The 17,669-nt window shown below is 71.1% G+C and carries 18 protein-coding genes; 12 read left to right on the top strand and 6 right to left on the bottom strand.

Annotated features, from left to right (window positions below):
- Positions 1-111 precede the first annotated feature (111 nt).
- From ACFQZQ_RS08605 to ACFQZQ_RS08595, 3 genes are all read left to right on the top strand, one after another.
- Positions 112-813, top strand: a complete 702-nt coding sequence (locus tag ACFQZQ_RS08605; protein ID WP_386812340.1) for a YggS family pyridoxal phosphate-dependent enzyme — start codon at positions 112-114, stop codon at positions 811-813.
- Between the two features lie 28 nt (positions 814-841).
- Positions 842-1,663, top strand: coding sequence for a pyrroline-5-carboxylate reductase (proC, locus tag ACFQZQ_RS08600; protein WP_386812339.1), 822 nt, complete (start codon positions 842-844; stop codon positions 1,661-1,663).
- A gap of 72 nt (positions 1,664-1,735) precedes the next feature.
- On the top strand, positions 1,736-2,233 hold the full coding sequence (locus tag ACFQZQ_RS08595; RefSeq protein WP_386812338.1) for a DUF4426 domain-containing protein: 498 nt from the start codon (positions 1,736-1,738) through the stop codon (positions 2,231-2,233).
- A 3-nt stretch (positions 2,234-2,236) separates the two neighbouring features.
- Here ACFQZQ_RS08595 and ACFQZQ_RS08590 read toward each other — a convergent pair whose 3' ends face one another.
- The 3 genes from ACFQZQ_RS08590 to ACFQZQ_RS08580 all read right to left on the bottom strand — a co-directional run bounded on the left by ACFQZQ_RS08590 (position 2,237) and on the right by ACFQZQ_RS08580 (position 4,066).
- Entirely contained in the window at positions 2,237-3,049 is an 813-nt protein-coding gene (locus ACFQZQ_RS08590; RefSeq protein WP_386812337.1) for a cobalamin-binding protein, read from the bottom strand.
- Positions 3,050-3,170: 121 nt separating this feature from the next.
- Complete coding sequence (gene pdxH / locus ACFQZQ_RS08585; RefSeq protein ID WP_386812336.1) at positions 3,171-3,773, bottom strand: pyridoxamine 5'-phosphate oxidase; 603 nt, start codon at positions 3,771-3,773, stop codon at positions 3,171-3,173.
- 89 nt (positions 3,774-3,862) lie between these two features.
- Positions 3,863-4,066, bottom strand: coding sequence for a dodecin family protein (locus tag ACFQZQ_RS08580; RefSeq protein ID WP_386812335.1), 204 nt, complete (start codon positions 4,064-4,066; stop codon positions 3,863-3,865).
- Positions 4,067-4,194: 128 nt separating this feature from the next.
- Here ACFQZQ_RS08580 and ACFQZQ_RS08575 point away from each other — a divergent pair, with 128 nt between their 5' ends.
- From ACFQZQ_RS08575 to hemE, 4 genes are all read left to right on the top strand, one after another.
- The gene (locus ACFQZQ_RS08575) at positions 4,195-4,737 is read left to right on the top strand and encodes a shikimate kinase (RefSeq protein ID WP_386812334.1); all 543 of its coding nucleotides are present in this window, start codon (positions 4,195-4,197) and stop codon (positions 4,735-4,737) included.
- Complete coding sequence (aroB, locus tag ACFQZQ_RS08570) at positions 4,734-5,840, top strand: 3-dehydroquinate synthase (protein ID WP_386812333.1); 1,107 nt, start codon at positions 4,734-4,736, stop codon at positions 5,838-5,840. Before ACFQZQ_RS08575 ends, aroB begins: the two co-directional genes overlap by 4 nt.
- Before the next feature lie 49 nt (positions 5,841-5,889).
- On the top strand, positions 5,890-6,144 hold the full coding sequence (locus ACFQZQ_RS08565; RefSeq protein ID WP_386812332.1) for a hypothetical protein: 255 nt from the start codon (positions 5,890-5,892) through the stop codon (positions 6,142-6,144).
- Between the two features lie 337 nt (positions 6,145-6,481).
- Positions 6,482-7,555: a uroporphyrinogen decarboxylase gene (gene hemE / locus ACFQZQ_RS08560; protein ID WP_386812331.1), complete on the top strand. Its 1,074-nt coding sequence runs from the start codon at positions 6,482-6,484 to the stop codon at positions 7,553-7,555.
- Between the two features lie 25 nt (positions 7,556-7,580).
- Here hemE and ACFQZQ_RS08555 read toward each other — a convergent pair whose 3' ends face one another.
- Both ACFQZQ_RS08555 and ACFQZQ_RS08550 read right to left on the bottom strand, forming a co-directional pair.
- The gene (locus tag ACFQZQ_RS08555; RefSeq protein ID WP_386812330.1) at positions 7,581-9,227 is read right to left on the bottom strand and encodes a PQQ-dependent sugar dehydrogenase; all 1,647 of its coding nucleotides are present in this window, start codon (positions 9,225-9,227) and stop codon (positions 7,581-7,583) included.
- Between the two features lie 167 nt (positions 9,228-9,394).
- Entirely contained in the window at positions 9,395-12,952 is a 3,558-nt protein-coding gene (locus ACFQZQ_RS08550) for a hybrid sensor histidine kinase/response regulator (RefSeq protein WP_386812329.1), read from the bottom strand.
- A gap of 160 nt (positions 12,953-13,112) precedes the next feature.
- Between ACFQZQ_RS08550 and ACFQZQ_RS08545 the strand changes: the two genes are divergently transcribed.
- From ACFQZQ_RS08545 to ACFQZQ_RS08535, 3 genes are read left to right on the top strand one after another with little or no spacing between them, the layout of a single operon-like run.
- Entirely contained in the window at positions 13,113-13,826 is a 714-nt protein-coding gene (locus ACFQZQ_RS08545; RefSeq protein ID WP_386812328.1) for a YceI family protein, read from the top strand.
- Positions 13,823-14,410, top strand: coding sequence for a cytochrome b (locus ACFQZQ_RS08540; protein WP_386812327.1), 588 nt, complete (start codon positions 13,823-13,825; stop codon positions 14,408-14,410). Before ACFQZQ_RS08545 ends, ACFQZQ_RS08540 begins: the two co-directional genes overlap by 4 nt.
- Positions 14,400-14,987, top strand: a complete 588-nt coding sequence (locus tag ACFQZQ_RS08535; protein ID WP_386812326.1) for a YceI family protein — start codon at positions 14,400-14,402, stop codon at positions 14,985-14,987. Before ACFQZQ_RS08540 ends, ACFQZQ_RS08535 begins: the two co-directional genes overlap by 11 nt.
- A 198-nt stretch (positions 14,988-15,185) precedes the next feature.
- Here ACFQZQ_RS08535 and ACFQZQ_RS08530 read toward each other — a convergent pair whose 3' ends face one another.
- Positions 15,186-15,416 carry a glutaredoxin family protein gene (locus tag ACFQZQ_RS08530; RefSeq protein ID WP_386812325.1) on the bottom strand — a complete coding sequence of 77 codons (231 nt, stop codon included), beginning with the start codon at positions 15,414-15,416 and terminating at the stop codon, positions 15,186-15,188.
- A 105-nt stretch (positions 15,417-15,521) separates the two neighbouring features.
- Between ACFQZQ_RS08530 and ACFQZQ_RS08525 the strand changes: the two genes are divergently transcribed.
- Both ACFQZQ_RS08525 and ACFQZQ_RS08520 read left to right on the top strand, forming a co-directional pair.
- Positions 15,522-16,919 (top strand): L-serine ammonia-lyase, encoded by a 1,398-nt coding sequence (locus tag ACFQZQ_RS08525; RefSeq protein WP_386812324.1) that lies wholly within the window; start codon positions 15,522-15,524, stop codon positions 16,917-16,919.
- Between the two features lie 4 nt (positions 16,920-16,923).
- A complete protein-coding gene (locus ACFQZQ_RS08520; RefSeq protein ID WP_386812323.1) occupies positions 16,924-17,595 on the top strand; it encodes an alpha/beta fold hydrolase in 672 nt (223 codons plus the stop codon).
- The last annotated feature ends 74 nt before the right edge of the window (positions 17,596-17,669 follow it).

Below are 17,669 nucleotides of genomic sequence, written 5' to 3'. Positions count from 1 at the left end.
AAAAAACTGGATTGAGCTTACCCCTGCGAGGCAGTATAGCCCCGGACCCGGGCCGCCAATCCAGCCCGATTGCCCGTTTCAACCACACGGTTTGAACAAGGAATCCCCGACGTGCTCGCCCCCGCCCTGCACGAGGTCCGGCAACGACTAGCTAACGCGGCGCTGGCCGCCCGCCGGCCAGCGCCGCAACTGTTGGCCGTAGCCAAAGCCCAGCCTGCGACGGCCGTCGCAGAACTGGCCGCGGCCGGGCAACGGGCGTTTGGCGAGAACTATGTTCAGGAAGCCGCGGCCAAGCAGACGCAACTGGCGACGCTGCCCGACTTGCCCGAGCTGGAGTGGCACCTGATCGGCCACCTGCAGTCCAACAAGGCACGCGACGCCGCCGTGCTGTTCGACTGGGTGCAGACGCTCGACCGCACGGGCCTGGTCGCGGCGCTGGCGCGGCACCGGCCCGCCGACCGGGCGCCGCTGAACGTGCTGATCCAGGTCAACATCGACGACGAAACCAGCAAGCACGGCTGCGAGCCGGGCGCGATGACGGCACTCGCGCAGGCCATCGCGGCCGAACCACGATTGCGGCTGCGTGGGCTGATGGTGATTCCGGCACCGCACGCCGACATCGAGGACCGGCGCCCGGCATTCGCGCGCGCACGCGCGCTGTTCGAGGCGCTGCGCGGCCAGCACCCGCACGCCGACACCCTGTCGATGGGCATGAGCGACGACTGCGCGATTGCGATCGCCGAAGGTGCGACGATGGTGCGGGTCGGCACCGCGCTGTTCGGCGCGCGAACCGGCAAGCCCCACCACCCCTGACCCCACTTTCCAGACGAGCGCGCCCTGCATGGACAAGCCCACGATCGCCTTCATCGGTGGCGGCAACATGGCCCGCAGCCTGATCGGCGGCCTGGTCGCGCGCGGCCATGCGGCCGCCTCGATCCGCGTCGCCGAACCGGTGCCGGAGTTGCGCGACGCGCTGGCCGCCGACTTCGGCGTGCAGGTGTTCGACAACGCCGGCGACGCGGCCGATGGCGCGGCACTGTGGCTGCTCGCGGTCAAGCCGCAGGTGATGCGCGCGGTCTGCGCGGAACTGACGACGATCGCCCAGGCGCAGCACCCGGTGGCGGTGTCGATCGCCGCCGGGATCACCGCCACGCAGCTGCAGCGCTGGCTCGGCGGGCCGCTGCCGATCGTGCGCGCGATGCCCAACACCCCGGCGCTGCTCGGCGCCGGCATCACCGGGCTGTACGCCAACGCCGAGACCGACCGCTCGCAGCGCGAACGCGCCTCGCAGCTGCTCGACGCGGTCGGCCCGACCGTGTGGCTCGACAACGAGATGCAGATGGACGCGGTCACGGCGGTGTCCGGCAGCGGGCCGGCCTACCTGTTCCTGCTGGCCGAGGCGATGCAGGCCGCAGGCGTGGCCCAGGGCCTGCCCCCAGAGGCGGCACGCACGCTGGTGCAACAGACCCTGCTGGGCGCGGCGACGATGCTGACGCAGTTGCCCGAGCCGGCCGGCGTGCTGCGCGCGCGGGTGACCTCGCCCGGCGGCACCACCCAGGCCGCGATCGAGACGTTCGAGGCCGGTGGCTTCCGCAGCCTGGTCGACCGCGCGATCGCGGCGGCCACCGAGCGCGGCCGCCAGTTGTCGGCGGCGAACGACTGAGCACGCGGCGCGGCCCGTCCGTCCCGCGACGCGTCATCCCCGATCCGATTCGAACGAAGCGAGGCCAGACCGATGCGAAGCCCACCGATCCGCTGCTACCTGCTGTCGCTCCTGGTCGGGGTGGGACTGCTGGCCTGCGGCAAAGGCCGCGAAAGCCCCGCGACGCCCGCCGTCGCGACCGCCGCAGCCGGCTACCAGGATGCCGTCAGCCGCGTCGGCGACGTCACCATCCGCGCCAGCGTGATCCAGACCTCGGCGCTGGCGCAGAGCGTCGCTGCGCAGTACGGCATCACGCGCGACGATCGCACGGTGCTGCTGCTGGTCGCCGTGCGCCAGGGCACCGAGGCACAGGAAACCGCGCTGCCGGCGCGCATCACCGCGACCGTCACCGACCTGCGCGGGCGGCGACAAGATATCGCCATGCGCGAGCTGCGCAGCGGCGAGCTGCTGGACTACGTCGGCACGGTGGAGGTGACGTTGCCCGACACGCTGCGCTTCGACCTGACGATCGTCCGCGAGGGCGGCGCCAGTTCGACGATGCAGTTCAACCGCGAGTTCTACCCGCGCTGAGTACTAGGCGTGGGTCTGCGCCCACGCGTGGATGTGTCCCGCGATCGCGCGCACGCCGTCGGTCAGCGCCGCCGGCCCGGGCTGCAGGATGATCGGCGACTTGATCTCGTGCAGCTGGCCGTCGCGCACCGCCGGGATCGTGTCCCAGCCGGCGCGCGCGGCCACCTTGCCGGGCTGGAATTTCTTGCCGCACCACGAGCCGAAGATGATGTCGGGCGCCTGCACGATCACCTGAGCCGGATCGGCGAGGATCCGGTGCTTGGCCAGCGACTCGGCCGCCTGCGCCGGGAACACGTCATCGCCGCCGGCGATGCGCACCAGTTCCGCGACCCAGCGGATGCCGCTGATCAGCGGCTCGTCCCATTCCTCGAAGTACACCTTCGGCCGCCGCGGCAAGGTCGCGGCCTGCGCCTGGATGACATCGAGCCCACGGCGCAGTTCGTCGGCGTAGGCGTTGGCCTTGTCCGCCGCCCCGACCAGCGCGCCGAGCCGGCGCACGTAATCGAGGATGCCCTCGACGCTGCGGTGGTTGCTGATCCACACCTCGATGCCGTGCTTGATCAGTTCGGCGGCGATCTCGGCCTGGATGTCGGAGAAGCCGACCACGAAGTCGGGTTGCAGCTTGAGGATCTCGCCGATTTTGGCGCTGGTGAACGCGCTGACCTTGGGCTTTTCCTTGCGCGCGATCGCCGGGCGCACGGTGAAGCCGCTGATGCCGACGATGCGGTGCTGCTCGCCGAGCGCGTACAGCGTCTCGGTCGGCTCCTCGGTGAGACAGACGATGCGTTGCGGGCCGGACTGCGGGCGCGCGGTCATGCGCCGGTTCCTTTGTAGCGTTCAAATGCGGGAACGGGGAACGGGGAACGGGGACGCAACCGCAAAAGCGAGGCGCGCTGCGCCTTGGCTTCCCTGTTCCCCGTTCCCCGTTCCCCGCCCGTCACGGATACAGCATCCGCTTCGACCAGTCGCCGGCGCGGTCGACCTCGTACAGCCAGCGCTCGTGCAGGCGGAAATCGGCGCCGTACCAGAACTCGATCTTTTCCGGGCGCACGCGCAGGCCGCTCCAGCGCAACGGCCGCGGCACATCGCGGCCTTCGAATTCGTGCTCGGCCTGGGCCAGGCGTTGCGCGAAGGCCTCGCGCGACTCCAGCGTCTCGGATTGCCGCGACGCCCAGGCGCCAAGCTGGCTGCCGCGCGGTCGCGAGGCGAAATAGGCATCGGCCTCGGCGTCGCCGACCACCTCGACCGTACCCTCGACCCGCACCTGCACGCCGAAGCGCACGCGCGGCCAGTGGAACAGCAGCGCCGCGTGCGGGTTGGCCTGCAGCTCGCGGCCCTTGCGCCCGTCCAGGTGGGTGTAGAACACGAAGCCGCGCGCGTCGTGTGCCTTCAGCAACACCGTGCGCGCGGCCGGCCGCGCGTCCAGGCCGGCGGTGGCGACGGTCATCGCGGTGGGGTCGGGTTCGCCGGCGGCGTGCGCTTCGGCGAACAGTTGCGCGAACGTCTCGTGGGCTTCGGCAAGCAGGAGGGGTGTCGTCATCGGCCTATTGTGGGCCGTCGCCGCAGCGAAATGTAGGAGCGCCTGGCCGCGGGGGCGCGCCTTGCGCAAGGCGCGCCCCCGCGCGTCGATCACTCGACGATGAAGGTCACGCGCAGGTTGGTGCGCCACTCCTGCACGTTGCCGGCGTCGTCGGTGACGACCTTGATCTCGTTGACCCAGGCGCCCTTGATGTTCTTGACCGACTCGGCGCACTTCTTCAGGCCGCTCTTGACCGCGTCCTCCATGCTGGTCTTGGACGAGGAATTGACTTCGATGATCTTGGCTACCGACATGGGACTCTCCTGGGGTTGCATCCGGCCGGCGTGGCCGCCGCCGGAGCCTGCGGTGCAGGAGCGGGCAGCCTAGGCGCGGGCTTGTTAAAGCGACGCTATCGGGCCATTGCGCTGCTAGCATCGGGGCAATGAATCCCGCCTCGAACCTGGTACTGGTCGGCCCGATGGGCGCCGGGAAATCCTGCATCGGCCGACGCCTGGCCGAACGCTTCGGGCTGTTGCTGGCCGATGCCGATCGCGAGATCGAGCAACGCACCGGCGCGGCGGTGACGACCATCTTCGAATGCGAGGGCGAACCGGGTTTCCGCGCCCGCGAGCGCGCGACGCTGGAGCAGTTGCTGGCCGGCGACGGGCTGCTGCTGGCGACCGGCGGTGGCGCGGTGCTGGACCCGGACAACCGTGCCCTGTTGCGCGCGCGCGGTTTCGTGGTGCACCTGCACGTCAGCGTCGAGCAGCAACTGGAGCGGCTGGCCCGCGACCGCAGCCGGCCGCTGCTGGCGCGCCCGGATCGCGAACAGGTACTGCGCGAGCTGGCGGTGACCCGCGCGCCGCTGTACGCGCAGGTCGCCGACCTGCGCTTCGATACCGACCACATGGCCGCGGCCGATGCGGCGGCACAATTGGCCCAGCAACTCGTCACGCGCTGGCAGCGCACCGGAGCGGCAGCATGAACAACACGCGGGTGGTGGAAGTCACTGGCCATGCCAGCTACGAGATCGTGATCGGCCCCGGACTGCTGGGCGACGGCGCGCGCCTGGCACGGCAAGTGCGCGGCCGCCACGCGTTGCTGGTCAGCGACCACAACGTCGCCAGGTTGTACGCCGAGCGGGTCGAGGCGGGCCTGCGCTTCGCGCGCCCCGGGCTGGCGCTGGCGCATTTCGTGATCCCCGCTGGCGAGCAGGAAAAAACCCTGGCCCGCTTCGGCGAGGCGCTCGATGCGCTGGCGTCGCTGGGCGCCACCCGCGACGCGACCGTGATCGCGCTCGGCGGCGGCGTGGTCGGCGACCTGGCCGGTTTCGTCGCCGCGTGCTGGATGCGCGGCATCGACCTGCTGCAGCTGCCGACCACACTGCTGGCGATGGTCGATTCGGCGATTGGCGGCAAGACCGCGGTCGACCTGCCCGCCGGCAAGAACCTGGTCGGCGCGTTCCACCAACCGCGCGCGGTGATCGCCGACACCGCCACCCTGGCCACCCTGCCCGACCGCGAGCTGCGCGCCGGCCTGGCCGAGGTGGTCAAGTACGGGGCGATCTTCGACGCCGGTTTCCTCGACTGGCTCGACGCCCGCGCCGAGGCGCTGCTGGCGCGCGACCCGGCGGTGCTGGGCGAGGCGATCGCGCGTTCCTGCCAGCACAAGGCCGACGTCGTCGCCCGCGACGTGTACGAGCATGGCGACCGGGCGATGCTCAATTTCGGCCACACGTTCGGCCACGCGATCGAGACCGAACAGGGCTACGCCGGCACCACCGGCGGCGGACTCAACCACGGCGAGGCGGTGGCGGTAGGCATGGTGCTGGCCGCACGGTTGTCGGCCGCGCTCGGCCGCGCGCCGCAGGCCGATGCGCTGCGATTGGGCCGGCTGCTGGGCAAGCTCGGCCTGCCGACCGCGATCCCGCCGGGACTGGACCCGGGCGCCCTGCTCGAGCGCATGCGCCTGGACAAGAAGGCCGACGCGGCCGGCCTGCGCTTCATCCTCTGGGACCACGCCGGCGCGGCGCGGATCGCCAGCGGGGTGGCCGAGGACGTGGTGCTGGACGTGCTACGCGCGGGCTGACCGGCCGGCAAAAGGCCGGGCAAGCGCGTCCGCGCTTACAATTCGCCGCATGCGCCTGCTCCTGCAACAACGCCCCGACGGCCCCGAAGCCCCGCGCTTCGTGCAACTGATGCTGCAACCCGACCTGCTGGGCGGCTGGACCCTGGTGCGCGAGAGCGGCCAGATCGGCGGCCGCAGCACGCTGCGGCGCGAGCAGTTCCTGGATCGCGACGCGGCCTTCCACGCGCTGGAGCAGGCGCGTGACCAGCAGCTCAAGCGCGGCCTGCAGCTGATGTTCGCGCAGGGTGAGGAAGCGCGCTCATGAATCGCCCTATCGGCGATTCATGCGCTTTCGAACGTCCGGCCGCTAGGCCGGGCCGGGCCGAGGAAGCGCGCTCATGAATCGCCCTATCGGCGATTCATGCGCTTTCGAACGCTCGGCCGCCAGGCCGGGCCGGGCCGAGGAAGCGCGCTCATGAATCGCCCTAGCGGCGATTCGTGCGCTTCCGCACGCGCGGCCACCAGGCCGGGCCGGACCGCCGACGCGCCGCGGTGATCCTCCCGTCGTAGTCGTAGGGCGGGTTTCAACCCGCCGATCGTGCAACGCGGCGGGTTGAAACCCGCCCTACAGTCCGCCACCCGAACCCCTTAGGAAAAGCCCTGTGCCAGCCCCGTTGAAGAACGACCGCTTCCTGCGCGCGCTGCGCCGCGAACCCGTGGACCACACCCCGGTGTGGCTGATGCGTCAGGCCGGCCGCTACCTGCCCGAGTACCGCGCCACCCGCGCCCAGGCCGGCAGCTTCCTGGCGCTGGCCAAGAACCCGGACCTGGCCTGCGAGGTCACCCTGCAGCCGCTGCGGCGCTTCCCGCTCGACGCGGCGATCCTGTTCTCCGACATCCTCACCGTGCCCGACGCGATGGGGCTTGGCCTGTACTTCGTCGAGGGCGAAGGCCCGAAGTTCGAGCGCCCGATCCGCTCCGCCGCCGATATCGACCGACTCGGCGTGCCGGACATGGAAACCGACCTGCGCTACGTGATGGACGCGGTGCGCGTGATCCGCCGCGAGCTCGACGGCAGCGTACCGCTGATTGGTTTCTCCGGCAGCCCGTGGACCCTGGCCTGCTACATGGTTGAGGGCGGCGGCAGCGACAACTACGCGAAGGTCAAGGCGCTCGCGCTCAACGACCCGCAGGCCATGCACAAGCTGCTCGAGGTCACCACCGACGCGGTGATCGCGTACTTGAATGCGCAACGCCTCGCCGGCGCGCAGGCGCTGCAGGTGTTCGACACCTGGGGCGGGGTGCTGTCGCCGTCGATGTACCGCGAGTTCTCGCTGCGCTACCTGCAACGCATCGCCGCCGAGTTGCCGCGAGGCGATGGCGCCGAGCACGCACCGCTGATCCTGTTCGGCAAGGGCAACGATCCCTACCTGGAAGAACTCGCCGCCAGCGGTGCTGAAGGCGTCGGCGTCGACTGGACCGTTGGCCTGGGCGAGGCCGCGCGTCGCGCCGGTGGCCGCGTCGCGATCCAGGGCAACCTCGATCCGGTCACCCTGTACGCCCAGCCCGATGCGATCCGCCGCGAGGTCGGACGCGCGCTCGACGACTACGCCGCCGGCAACGGCGGCTCGCGCGAAGGCCACGTCTTCAACCTCGGCCACGGCCTGTCGCCGGACATGGACCCGAGCCACGTCGGCGCGCTGGTCGATGCGGTGCATGAGCTCAGCGCGCGCTGAACGCGGCGCGGCAACCACGTAGCGGCTAAGGCGACGGTCGTCCGGCCCTGCGGAATGTTCCCCGCCATCGCGCGTCCGCCATCGTCTGCGCACTCGCTGCGTTGCCGCTGAGCACGGCCGGGGCCGCTTCGATGACGAATATTTCGCCATCCAGGTCCAGCAGGTACAGGTTGCCCGCCGCGTCCACCCCGAAGCTCGCGATGTTGGTGAAGGCACCCGCGTCGGGCGCGAAGTCGCCGTTTCGCACGGTGAATTCCGTGCTGGGCAACGTCGCGCCGATCGCGAAGCGCGCTACCGGCACCGACCAGACATTGGGGCGGACGAAGTCACCGAAGATGTACAGGCCGCGCAGCGACTCGACCGGCCCGCGGTAGACATGGCCGCCGGTGACCGAGTTGCCTTGTCGCAGGCCGGCGCCGTGGCCGTACTCGGTGACCGGGGGCGTCAAGCCCGCGCCCGGCTGGCCTTTGAACGGTTGCGTCCCCTCGAGCACCGACCAGCCGAAGTTGGCGCCGCCATCGCCCGGCCGCATCAGGTCGATCTCCTCGACCGCGCCTTGGCCGACATCGCCGATGAAGAGGTTGCCGGTCGCCGGATCGAAGCTGTTGCGGAACGGATTGCGAAGGCCGAACGCCCATATCTCGGCTGCACCGCCGCCGCCAGCGAACGGGTTGCCGGGCGGGATCGCATAGTCGCGGTTGGAATCAGCGGGAAACGCATCGCGGGAGGGATCGATGCGCAGGATCTTGCCCAGCAGCACATTGACGTTCTGGCCATTGTTGTCCGGATCGCCGACCCCGCCGCCGTCGCCGATCGCGATGTAGAGCGCCGCGTCCGGGCCGAAGGCGATCCAACCGCCGTTGTGGTTGCTGAGTGGATGGGGCACGCGCAGGATCACGTCGCCACTGGCCGGATCGGCGCGATCACGGTTGCCGGCGAGCGTGCGATAGCGGCGCACCTCGATCGTGCCCTGCGGATCGGTGACGAACACGTAGAACACGCCGCTGGTGGCGAAGTCCGGCGCCGTTGCGAAGCCGAGCAGGCCGCGTTCGCCATCGATGCTCAGCTGGCCGCTCAGGTCGAGGAACGGCACGGCGGCGGTGCTGCCGCTGGAGGGGGTGAGGATCTGCACCCGCCCGGGCAACTCGATCACGAACACCCGCCCCGACCCATCGGGCACGGGCGTCAGGAACACCGGCTCCTGGTAACCCAGCGCGACCCGGCGCACGCGGAAGCCGCTGCCGGCGACATCGGTCACGGTCACCGTCAGCAGCAGCGTCGCACTGGCGCTGCCGTCGCTCGCCGCCAACTGGACCTGGTAGGCGTTGTCGCGGTTGGCGTCGTTCGGCGCTTCGAAATCCGGCGGCACCAGGAACGACAGCGCGCCGGCGCCGGTGATGCGGAATGCCCCCTGGTCGGCGCCTCCCGCCAGCGAGAAGCTGACCGCGTTGCCGTCGGGATCGGTCGCCGTGGCGGTGTAGAAGACCGCGCTGGTGTCCTCGGGAACGGACTGCGCTGCCGGCGAGGTGAAGACCGGGGCCCGGTTGGCCGGGGGTGGCACCGCCGGCCCGCCGCCGCGACCCCTGCTGCCGCCACCGCCGCAGGCGGACAGCACCGCCACCATCGCCACGAAAGCCAGGACGCGACACGCGCGTCGTCCGAAGATCGCCATGGTGCTGCTCCCACGAGGGCACCCGCCGGATCATCCGCCCCGTCCCGCAGGCAGGCAAGCGCGGCTCAAGCCCACCGCGTCGAGGGCAGATGCGCCCTTGCGCGCGGTGATCGCGGTGATCCTGTTGATCTCCATCGCGCGCAAGCCGGCGCGCCAGGCCCGGAACCTCAGGCCGTCGATCCGGCGCAGGCCTCCAGCAATTCCCCGAGCATCCTGCCGGTCACCGGCTTGCGCAGGAACCGGTCGAAGCCGGCAGCCCGCGACAGCGGTTCGGCCTCGGCGTCGGCGCGCGCGGTCAACGCGACCAGCGGCGCGTCGTACCCCTGTCCCCGTAGGTAGCGGGCCAGCGCGAAGCCGTCCATGCCGGGCAGGTCCAAGTCGAGCAACAGCACGTCGAAGCGCGCCGTGGCGACCGACGTCAACGCTTCCAGGCCGTGCGCGGCATGGGTGACGCGGTGGCCCTGCGCGCGCAGCAGGCCGGTCACGACCTGCGCCACCATCGCGTCGTCCTCGACCAGCAGCACCGACAACTGACCAATTGCGCGAGGCGACGATGGCACCGCGCTCGCAACCGCGCCCGGCAGCTCGGCGGCGGGCAACGGCAGCGCGACGCGGAAGCAGGTGCCCACCCCCGGCGTGCTGTCGACGCCGATGCGGCCCGCCATCGCCGCGGCCAGTTCCTGGCAGATCGCCAGGCCCAGACCGCTGCCACCGTAGCGCGCCGCGGTGCGCGCGCCCTCGGCCTGTTCGAAGCGCCGGAACAGCCGCGCCTTCTGTTCCTGATTGAGGCCGGGACCGGTGTCGGCAACTTCGAACGCGACAGTGCTGCCGGCCTTGTCATCGGCCGACGCCATCGTTACCCGCAGCGAGACCCGGCCGTGTTCGGTGAACTTGATCGCGTTGCCGAGCAGGTTGAGAAGGATCTGCCGCACGCGGTTGGCATCGCCGCGCACGCCGCCTGGCAAGGCCGGTGCGATGTCGAGGTCGAACCGCAGTCCCCGCTCGCGCGCCAGCGGCCCCATCAACGCGGCGACGCCCTCGACAAGGTGCCGCAGGTCGAACGGTTCGTCGGCCAGCTCGAGCTTGCCCGACTCGATCCGCGACAGGTCCAGCGCGTCGTTGACCAGCCGCAGCAGGTGTTCGCCGGCGCCGCGGATCGCTTCGCCATAGCCCCGTTGCTGCGGATCCAGCGGCGTGGCGAGCAGCAGCTCGCTCATGCCCAGCACCCCGGTCATCGGCGTGCGCACCTCGTGGCCGAGGGTGGCCAGGAACCGGGTCTTGGCGAGCGAGGCCTGCCGGTCCACCTCGCGTTCGTGCTCGGCGCGCTGCCAGGCGTGGCGCTGGCGCAGGCGCCCGAAGTACTCGTCGGCGGCCCACCACAGCAGCAACCCCAGCAGCGCGAGGAACCCCGCCCAGGCCCACGGCGTGCGCCACCACGACGGCTCCACCCGGAAGCGCAACAGCTGCTCGCGCGCGGCGTTGCCGGCGCCGTCGGTCGCCCGCGCGCGCAAGGTGTAGTGGCCCGCGGGCAAGCCGGCGAGCACCCGCTCGCCGTTGTCGCCCTGCGCCACCCAGCCGTGGTCGTAGCCCTCCAGGCGGGTGAAATAGCGGCTCGCCTGCGGATCGTCGAACGCGAGCAGCCGCAACTGCACGCGCAGTTCGCGGTCGTGCGGCGACAGCACCGGCGCGGCCGGGTCGAGCGCCTGCCACTGGCCATCGCGACGCACCTCGACGCGATCCCATTGCAACGCTGGCTGCCGCGGCGCCGGATCGTCGGCGGTCGTGTCGAGCAGCACCACGCCGCCGTCGGCGAGCGCGGCGACCAGCACGCCGGCGTCGGTGAGCGTGATCGCGTGGTCGGAAAACTCCTGGCTGGTCAGGCCGTCGGCCAGCCCGAAGCGGCGCAGCATCCGCCGTTGCGGATCCCAGCGGAACAGACCGCGCAGGCTCGCCAGCCACACCCGGTGGCGGGCGTCGACATGCAGGCCCGAGCCTTCGACGCCGGGGATGCCCTGCGCACTGCCGACCCGCGTGACCAGGCGCCAGCTCGCGCCGTGGCGTCGGTAGTGCTCGAGGCCCGACAGGCGCTGCAACCACAGGGCATCAGCGCCGTCGAACGCGAACGCGAACGCGCGGTCGCCGCGGGCGATGCCCGCCACCGGCCGCAGCTTCCGGGCTGCGGCGTCCCAGCGGCTGAGGCCCGCCTCGCCGGCGACCCACAGCGCACCGTCGGCCGCGAACTTCATCGCCTCGATGTCGCCCACGCCCAGGCCTTGCTCCGGCCCGGGCAGGATCGTGGCGAGCACGCGGCCGCTGTCGGGATCGCGCTGCTGGATGCCGGCGCCGGAACACGACAGCCACACGCTGCCATCGGGCGCGACCTGCATCAGGTCGACCGGCCCGGCCAGCGGCGCGTCGCGCGCGGCATCGGCCCGCCATTCGCGCACCGCGCCGTGGCGGTCGATGCGCAGCAGGGCCGCGCGTTCGCCGACCCAGACGCGGCCCTGCCGGTCCTCGGCCACCGACACCGCGCGCCGATTCTCCATGCGCGCCTGGACGCGCGGCGGCAGCGACTCCACGGTGCCATCGGCAGCCAGCCGCTGGATCTCGCCGCGATGGCCGGCCAGCCACACGCCGCCGGCCGACGCGTTGGCCACGCCGCGGTAGAGGTCGCTGGCCAGCGCTCCGGGCGCGCGTGCGAACTGCGCGATCCGCCGCCAGTCCGGTCGCAGGTAGCCCAGGCCCGCCCCCGAGACCGGGAACCATAACGCGCCATCGGGCTGCCGCAGGATCTGGTACATCGGCCGCACCGGGCCGTGCTCGCCGACCGGCACCGGGTGCGGCACCGCGCCGGGGGTGACGCGCCACAGGTTGCGGTGGCTGGCCAGCCAGTGGCCGCCACGGTCGGGCACCACCGCGAACACCGCGTTGGGCCACGCGAACATCGCCGACCACGCCGGCTGCGACCAGCGGCCGTCGGCTTCGAGCCGATGCACGCCACTGCCCGCGCCGACCCACAACGCGCGGCCTTCGGCAGTGATCGAGAAGATCGTCGGCGCCGGGTTGTGGCCGGGCAAACCCACACGCTCGAAATCGCGCCCGCTCCAGCGTGCCAGGCCGAGCGTGGTGCCGACCCAGAGGCGACCGGCGCCGTCGACGCTCAGCGACAGCACGGTATCCGAAGGCAGGCTGCGGCTGTCGCCTTCCTTCGGCATGAAACGGGTAATGCGGCCATCGCGCTCGAGCCGGTGCAGGCCGCCGCCGAAGGTGCCGAACCACAGCGCGCCGGCGTGGCTGGCGATGGCCCAGGTGTCGTCGCTGCCGATCGCCGGATGCGCGGCCTTGCGGTAGTGGCGGAAGCCTGCGCGGTCGGCGTCGAGCACGCTCAGGCCGCGGCCTTCGATCGCGACCCAGACGCGGTCGTCGGGGTCGACGTGCAACGCGGCGATGTAGTTGCCGGGTAGCGCGCCGCGCTCGCCAGGCAGGTGCCGCCACACGCGCATGCCGACGCCGTCGTAGCGCGCCAGGCCATCGGTGGTCGCGACCCAGAGGTAGCCGGCGCGGTCGAGCGCCATGCCGTTGACGTTGCTCGACGGCAAGCCGTCCTCGACGCCGATCAAGCGCAGCCGCGGGGACTCGGGGATCGCGGCGTCCACGCGCCCGATCCCGCCAAGCACGACCACGAAGACCACGGCGGCCAGCCGCCACCAGCGCATGCGTTCCATCGCTTCCCCTTGCCATCCATTGCCAGCGCCGCCCCGCACCGGCAGCCGCGAATCCCTGGCCGCATGCTCGCAACGCAGCGTTGCCGGCGCAACCCGACGCATTCAGCCCGCTGCGCCTACCATGTGCGCGTGCCCAGACCGGGCGTCGCTGGAGCCCCGCATGCCATCCGCGCGCGCAGCTGTCCTGACCCTCGCGGCCCTGCTGGTCGCCGCCGTGCCGATGCGCGTGATCGCCGCGGACCCGGCGGGCTACGCACTCGACCCGGTGCACACGCGGGTGCTGTTCGCGGTCTCACACGCGGGGTTCTCCCAGGCGCTGGGCACCGTCTCGGGCAGCACCGGCACCCTCTGGTTCGATCGCGACGACTGGCGCAGCGCCCGCCTGGACGTGCGCGTGCCACTGGCACGTCTGGACCTCGGTGATCCGAAGTGGAATGCCGCCGCGCTGGCCAGCAACCTGCTCGACGGCGACCGCCATCCCGAAGCGCGCTTCGTCTCGCGCACGGTCGAACCGGTGGATGCCGACCAAGCGCTGGTCTGCGGCGAGCTCACCCTGCGCGCGGTCACCCGCCCGCTGTGCCTGGACGTCACCTTCAACCAGCTCAAGCGCCACCCGCTGCCGCCGTTCCGCCGCACCGTGGGGTTCTCGGCCAGCGCCACCCTGAGCCGCGCCGACTACGGCATCGATGCGTGGAAGTCGGTGATCGGCGATGAAGTCGAGTTGCGGATCGAGGCCGAGGCGGTGCGCAGCAACCGCGCCGACGAGACCCTCGACGCGAGCGACGAGGTCGCCGCACCGATCGCCGAACCCGCGGCGCCGCCGGAGCCCGTGCAAGACCCGCCCACCGACCCGAGCCCGGAGCCCGTGCCATGACCTGGAAGAATCCCGTCGACCGCTGGGGCGCGATCAGCCAGTTGCTGCACTGGTCGATCGTGGTGCTGCTCACCGCGATCGCGGTGCTCGGCCTGTACATGGTCGACCTGCCCAACAGTCCCGACAAGATCAAGCTGTACTCGCTGCACAAGTCGCTGGGCCTGACCCTGCTCGGGTTGCTGCTGCTGCGCATCGGCTGGCGGGTGTACGCCGGCGCGCCGCACCCGGTCGCTGGCACCCCGGCCTGGCAGGAACGCATCGCCACCGCCACGCATGCCGCGATGTACGTGCTGATGTTCGCGCTGCCGGTGTCGGGCTGGGTGCTGAACTCGGCCGCCGGCTACCCGCTGCAGTGGTTCGGGCTGTTCAACCTGCCGCGCATCGTCGCCAACGACGCCGAGCTGCACGAGCTGGCCGAGTCCCTGCACGAGGCCGGCTTCTGGCTGCTGCTGGCGCTCGTGCTCGCGCACGCCGGCGCCGCGTTCTACCACCACCTGTTCCAGCACGACGCCACCCTGACGCGGATGTTGCCGCGCCGTCGTGCGCCCCCATCCGATGCTCCGGAGAACCGCCATGTCGTCTGAATCGTTTGCCTGTTGGATTTTCCGCTCGATGGCCGCGCTTGCGATCGGCGCGGCCACGTTCGCGATCGCCGCGCCCGCGCAGGCGGCCGATTACGTCCAGGCGCCCGGCTCCACGCTGACGTTCGCGACCAGGTATCAGGGCGAGGTGTTCGTCGGCCGACTGCCGGGCTTCAGCACCCGGCTCAGCTTCGATCCGAAGCAGCTGGCTAGCGCGAAACTCGAGGTCAGCATTCCGCTGGCCGGCGTCAGCGTGGCCAACCCCGACGGCGACGACACCCTCAAGGGCGCGGAATTCTTCCACGTCGCCAAGTTCCCGCAGGCGCGCTTCAGTGCCAGCAAATTCCGCAGCCTCGGCGGCGGCAAGTACGCCGCCGACGGCAGCCTGACCCTGCGCGGGATCAGCAAGCCGGTGACCTTGAACTTCAGCTGGAGTGCGGGTGCCAAGCCGGTGCTGCTCGGCCAGGCGACGGTGAAGCGGCTGGACTTCGGCGTCGGCGGCGGCGAGTGGGCGGATACCGAACTGCTGCCCAACGAGGTCGCGGTCAGCACCAAGGTGGTGTTCGCGCCGGCGAAGTGAGCTTGCTTGTCGCTCCCTGCTGAAAGCGGCGGCCTGTCTGCCCGTCTTGGAGAAGCTGCCTGTCTCCCCTCTTTGGAAAAGAGGGGCCGGGGGAGATTCGCTTCTGCTCGAGCAACGCCTCGGCCGCGATGTCTCCCAAAGGTAACGGCGAAAGCAAATCTCCCCTAGCCCCTCTTTTTCAAAGAGGGGAACCAAGCCTCAGGCCGCTAGAAATGCCTGCAACATCGCGACATCGAATGGCCACTCCAGCTCGATGCCCCGCGCCTCGTCGCGCAGCACCGGCACGCGCACGCCGTAACGCACTTCCAGCGCATCGTCGCCATCGATGAACACGCTCTCGAACTCCGGCGCGGGCGCGCGCGCCAGCACCTCCAGCGCCAGGTCGCACAGGTGGCAGTCGTCGCGTTGGAACAGCGTCAGCGTGGTCATCGGCAATGCGGCGAGGTACGGCGGGGGCCCGCGGGTGGCGGCGCGTAGAATAGCGGTTTCGCCCCGTTTGCCATCCCTCGCGGGGCCTCTTGGAGTAACCCGCACGTGGCCGTCAGCACCTTCGACCTGTTCAAGATCGGCATCGGGCCGAGCTCCTCGCACACCGTCGGCCCGATGCGCGCCGCCGCGCGCTTCGTCGAGCGCTGGTTGCTCGAAGGCGGTGCCGGCGATGGCAGCGAACTGGCGCGCACCACGCGCATCCGCGCCGAGGTGTTCGGCTCGCTCGCCCTCACCGGCCGCGGCCACGGCACCGACAAGGCGGTATTGATGGGCCTGGAGGGCCACTGGCCGAACCAGATCGACCCCGACGTGATCCCCGCCGCGCTCGAACGCATCCGCGCCAGCAAGCGCATCAAGCTGTTCGGGCGCCACGAGATCGGCTTCGACGAGAAGCGCGACCTGGTCATGAACAAGCGGCAGAAGCTGCCGTTCCACACCAACGGCATGCGCTTCACCGCGTTCGACGCGGCCGGCGACGTGATCGCCACGCGCGACTACTACTCGGTCGGCGGCGGCTTCGTGGTCAACCAGGACGAGGCGGCCGAGGACCGCATCGTTGCCGACGAGACCGAGCTGCCGCATCCGTTCCACTCCGGCGACGAGTTGCTCGCGCGCGCCGAGGCCAGCGGCCTGAGCATCGCCCAACTGATGTTCGCCAACGAGCAGGCGTGGCGCACGCCGGCGCAGATCGAAGCGGGCATCGACGAGATCTGGACCGCGATGCAGGCCTGCGTCGCGCGCGGCATCCGCGAGGAAGGCACCCTGCCCGGCGGACTGCACGTCAAGCGCCGCGCCCCCGCGCTGCATGCCGAACTGTCGAGCAAGCCCGAGGCGGCGATGCGCGACCCGCTGACCACGCTCGACTGGGTCAACCTGTACGCGCTCGCGGTCAACGAGGAGAACGCCGCCGGTGGCCGCGTCGTAACCGCACCGACCAACGGCGCGGCCGGGATCATTCCGTCGGTGCTGCACTACTACGACCGCTTCATCTCGGGCGCCAACATCGAGGGCATCCGCACGTTCCTGCTGACCGCGGCCGCGGTCGGCATCCTCTACAAGGAAAACGCCTCGATCAGCGGCGCCGAAGTCGGCTGCCAGGGCGAGGTCGGGGTGGCTTGCTCGATGGCCGCCGCGGGCCTCACCGCGGCGCTCGGCGGCAGCGCCGGGCAGATCGAGAACGCCGCCGAGATCGGCATGGAGCACAACCTCGGCCTGACTTGCGACCCGATTGGAGGGCTGGTGCAGATCCCGTGCATCGAGCGCAACGCGATGGGCTCGGTCAAGGCGATCAACGCCAGCCGCATGGCGATGCGCGGCGACGGCAAGCACAAGGTGTCGCTGGACAAGGTCATCCGGACCATGCGCGACACCGGCCGCGACATGCAGGACAAGTACAAGGAAACCTCGCGCGGCGGCTTGGCGGTCAACGTGATCGAGTGCTGATGGCGTGACCCGCGTCGTCCTCTTGCCCGGGCTGGACGGTGGCGGCGAGTTGCTGGCCGAGTTCGCCGCGGCGCTCGCGCCCGAATTCACCGCGACCGTGGTGAGCTACCCGCGCGACGTCGGCCTGGACTACGCTGCGCTCACCGCCCTCGTTTGCGAACGGCTGCCGCGCGACGAGCCGTTCGCGCTGGTCGCCGAATCGTTCTCCGGCCCGGTCGCGATCATGCTGGCGGCGTCGCGCCCGGAAGGATTGCTCGGCGTGGTGCTGTGCGCCTCGTTCGCGACCGCGCCACGGCCACGGTTGCGGGCATTCACCGGCCTGTTGCGGGCGCTGCCCTTCCGCTGGTTCCCCACTGGCCTGCTGATGCCGCTGCTGATGGGGCGGTGGTCGTCGCGCGCCTGGTCGCGCCGCGTGCACGACGCGGTCCGCGCCGTGCAGCCCGCGGTGCTGCGGCGCCGCTTGCTGGACGTCGGCACGGTCGACGTGAGCGCGCTGGTCGCTGAAATTAACTGCCCGCTGCTGTACCTGCAGGCCAGTCGCGACCGGTTGGTGCCGTACGAGGCGTGGGTGACGATCCGCGACCGCAGCCGCCACGCGGTATGCATCGAGATCGAAGGCCCGCATTTCCTGCTGCAGGCCCGGCCCGAGGAATGCGCCGCGGCGATCAAACGCTGAGCCGGCATCGAGCGGGCGGAACGAGCGGATCGAGACGGAATCACCGAACGCCGCGCCGGCGGCTGGTCGCATCT

Origin of the sequence: Lysobacter koreensis (assembly GCF_042677045.1) — a bacterium.
GTDB classification, from domain to species: Bacteria; Pseudomonadota; Gammaproteobacteria; order Xanthomonadales; family Xanthomonadaceae; genus Lysobacter_K; species Lysobacter_K koreensis.
The sequence above is the reverse complement of the archived record's forward strand: the minus strand, read 5'-3'. Positions and strand labels throughout refer to the sequence as shown.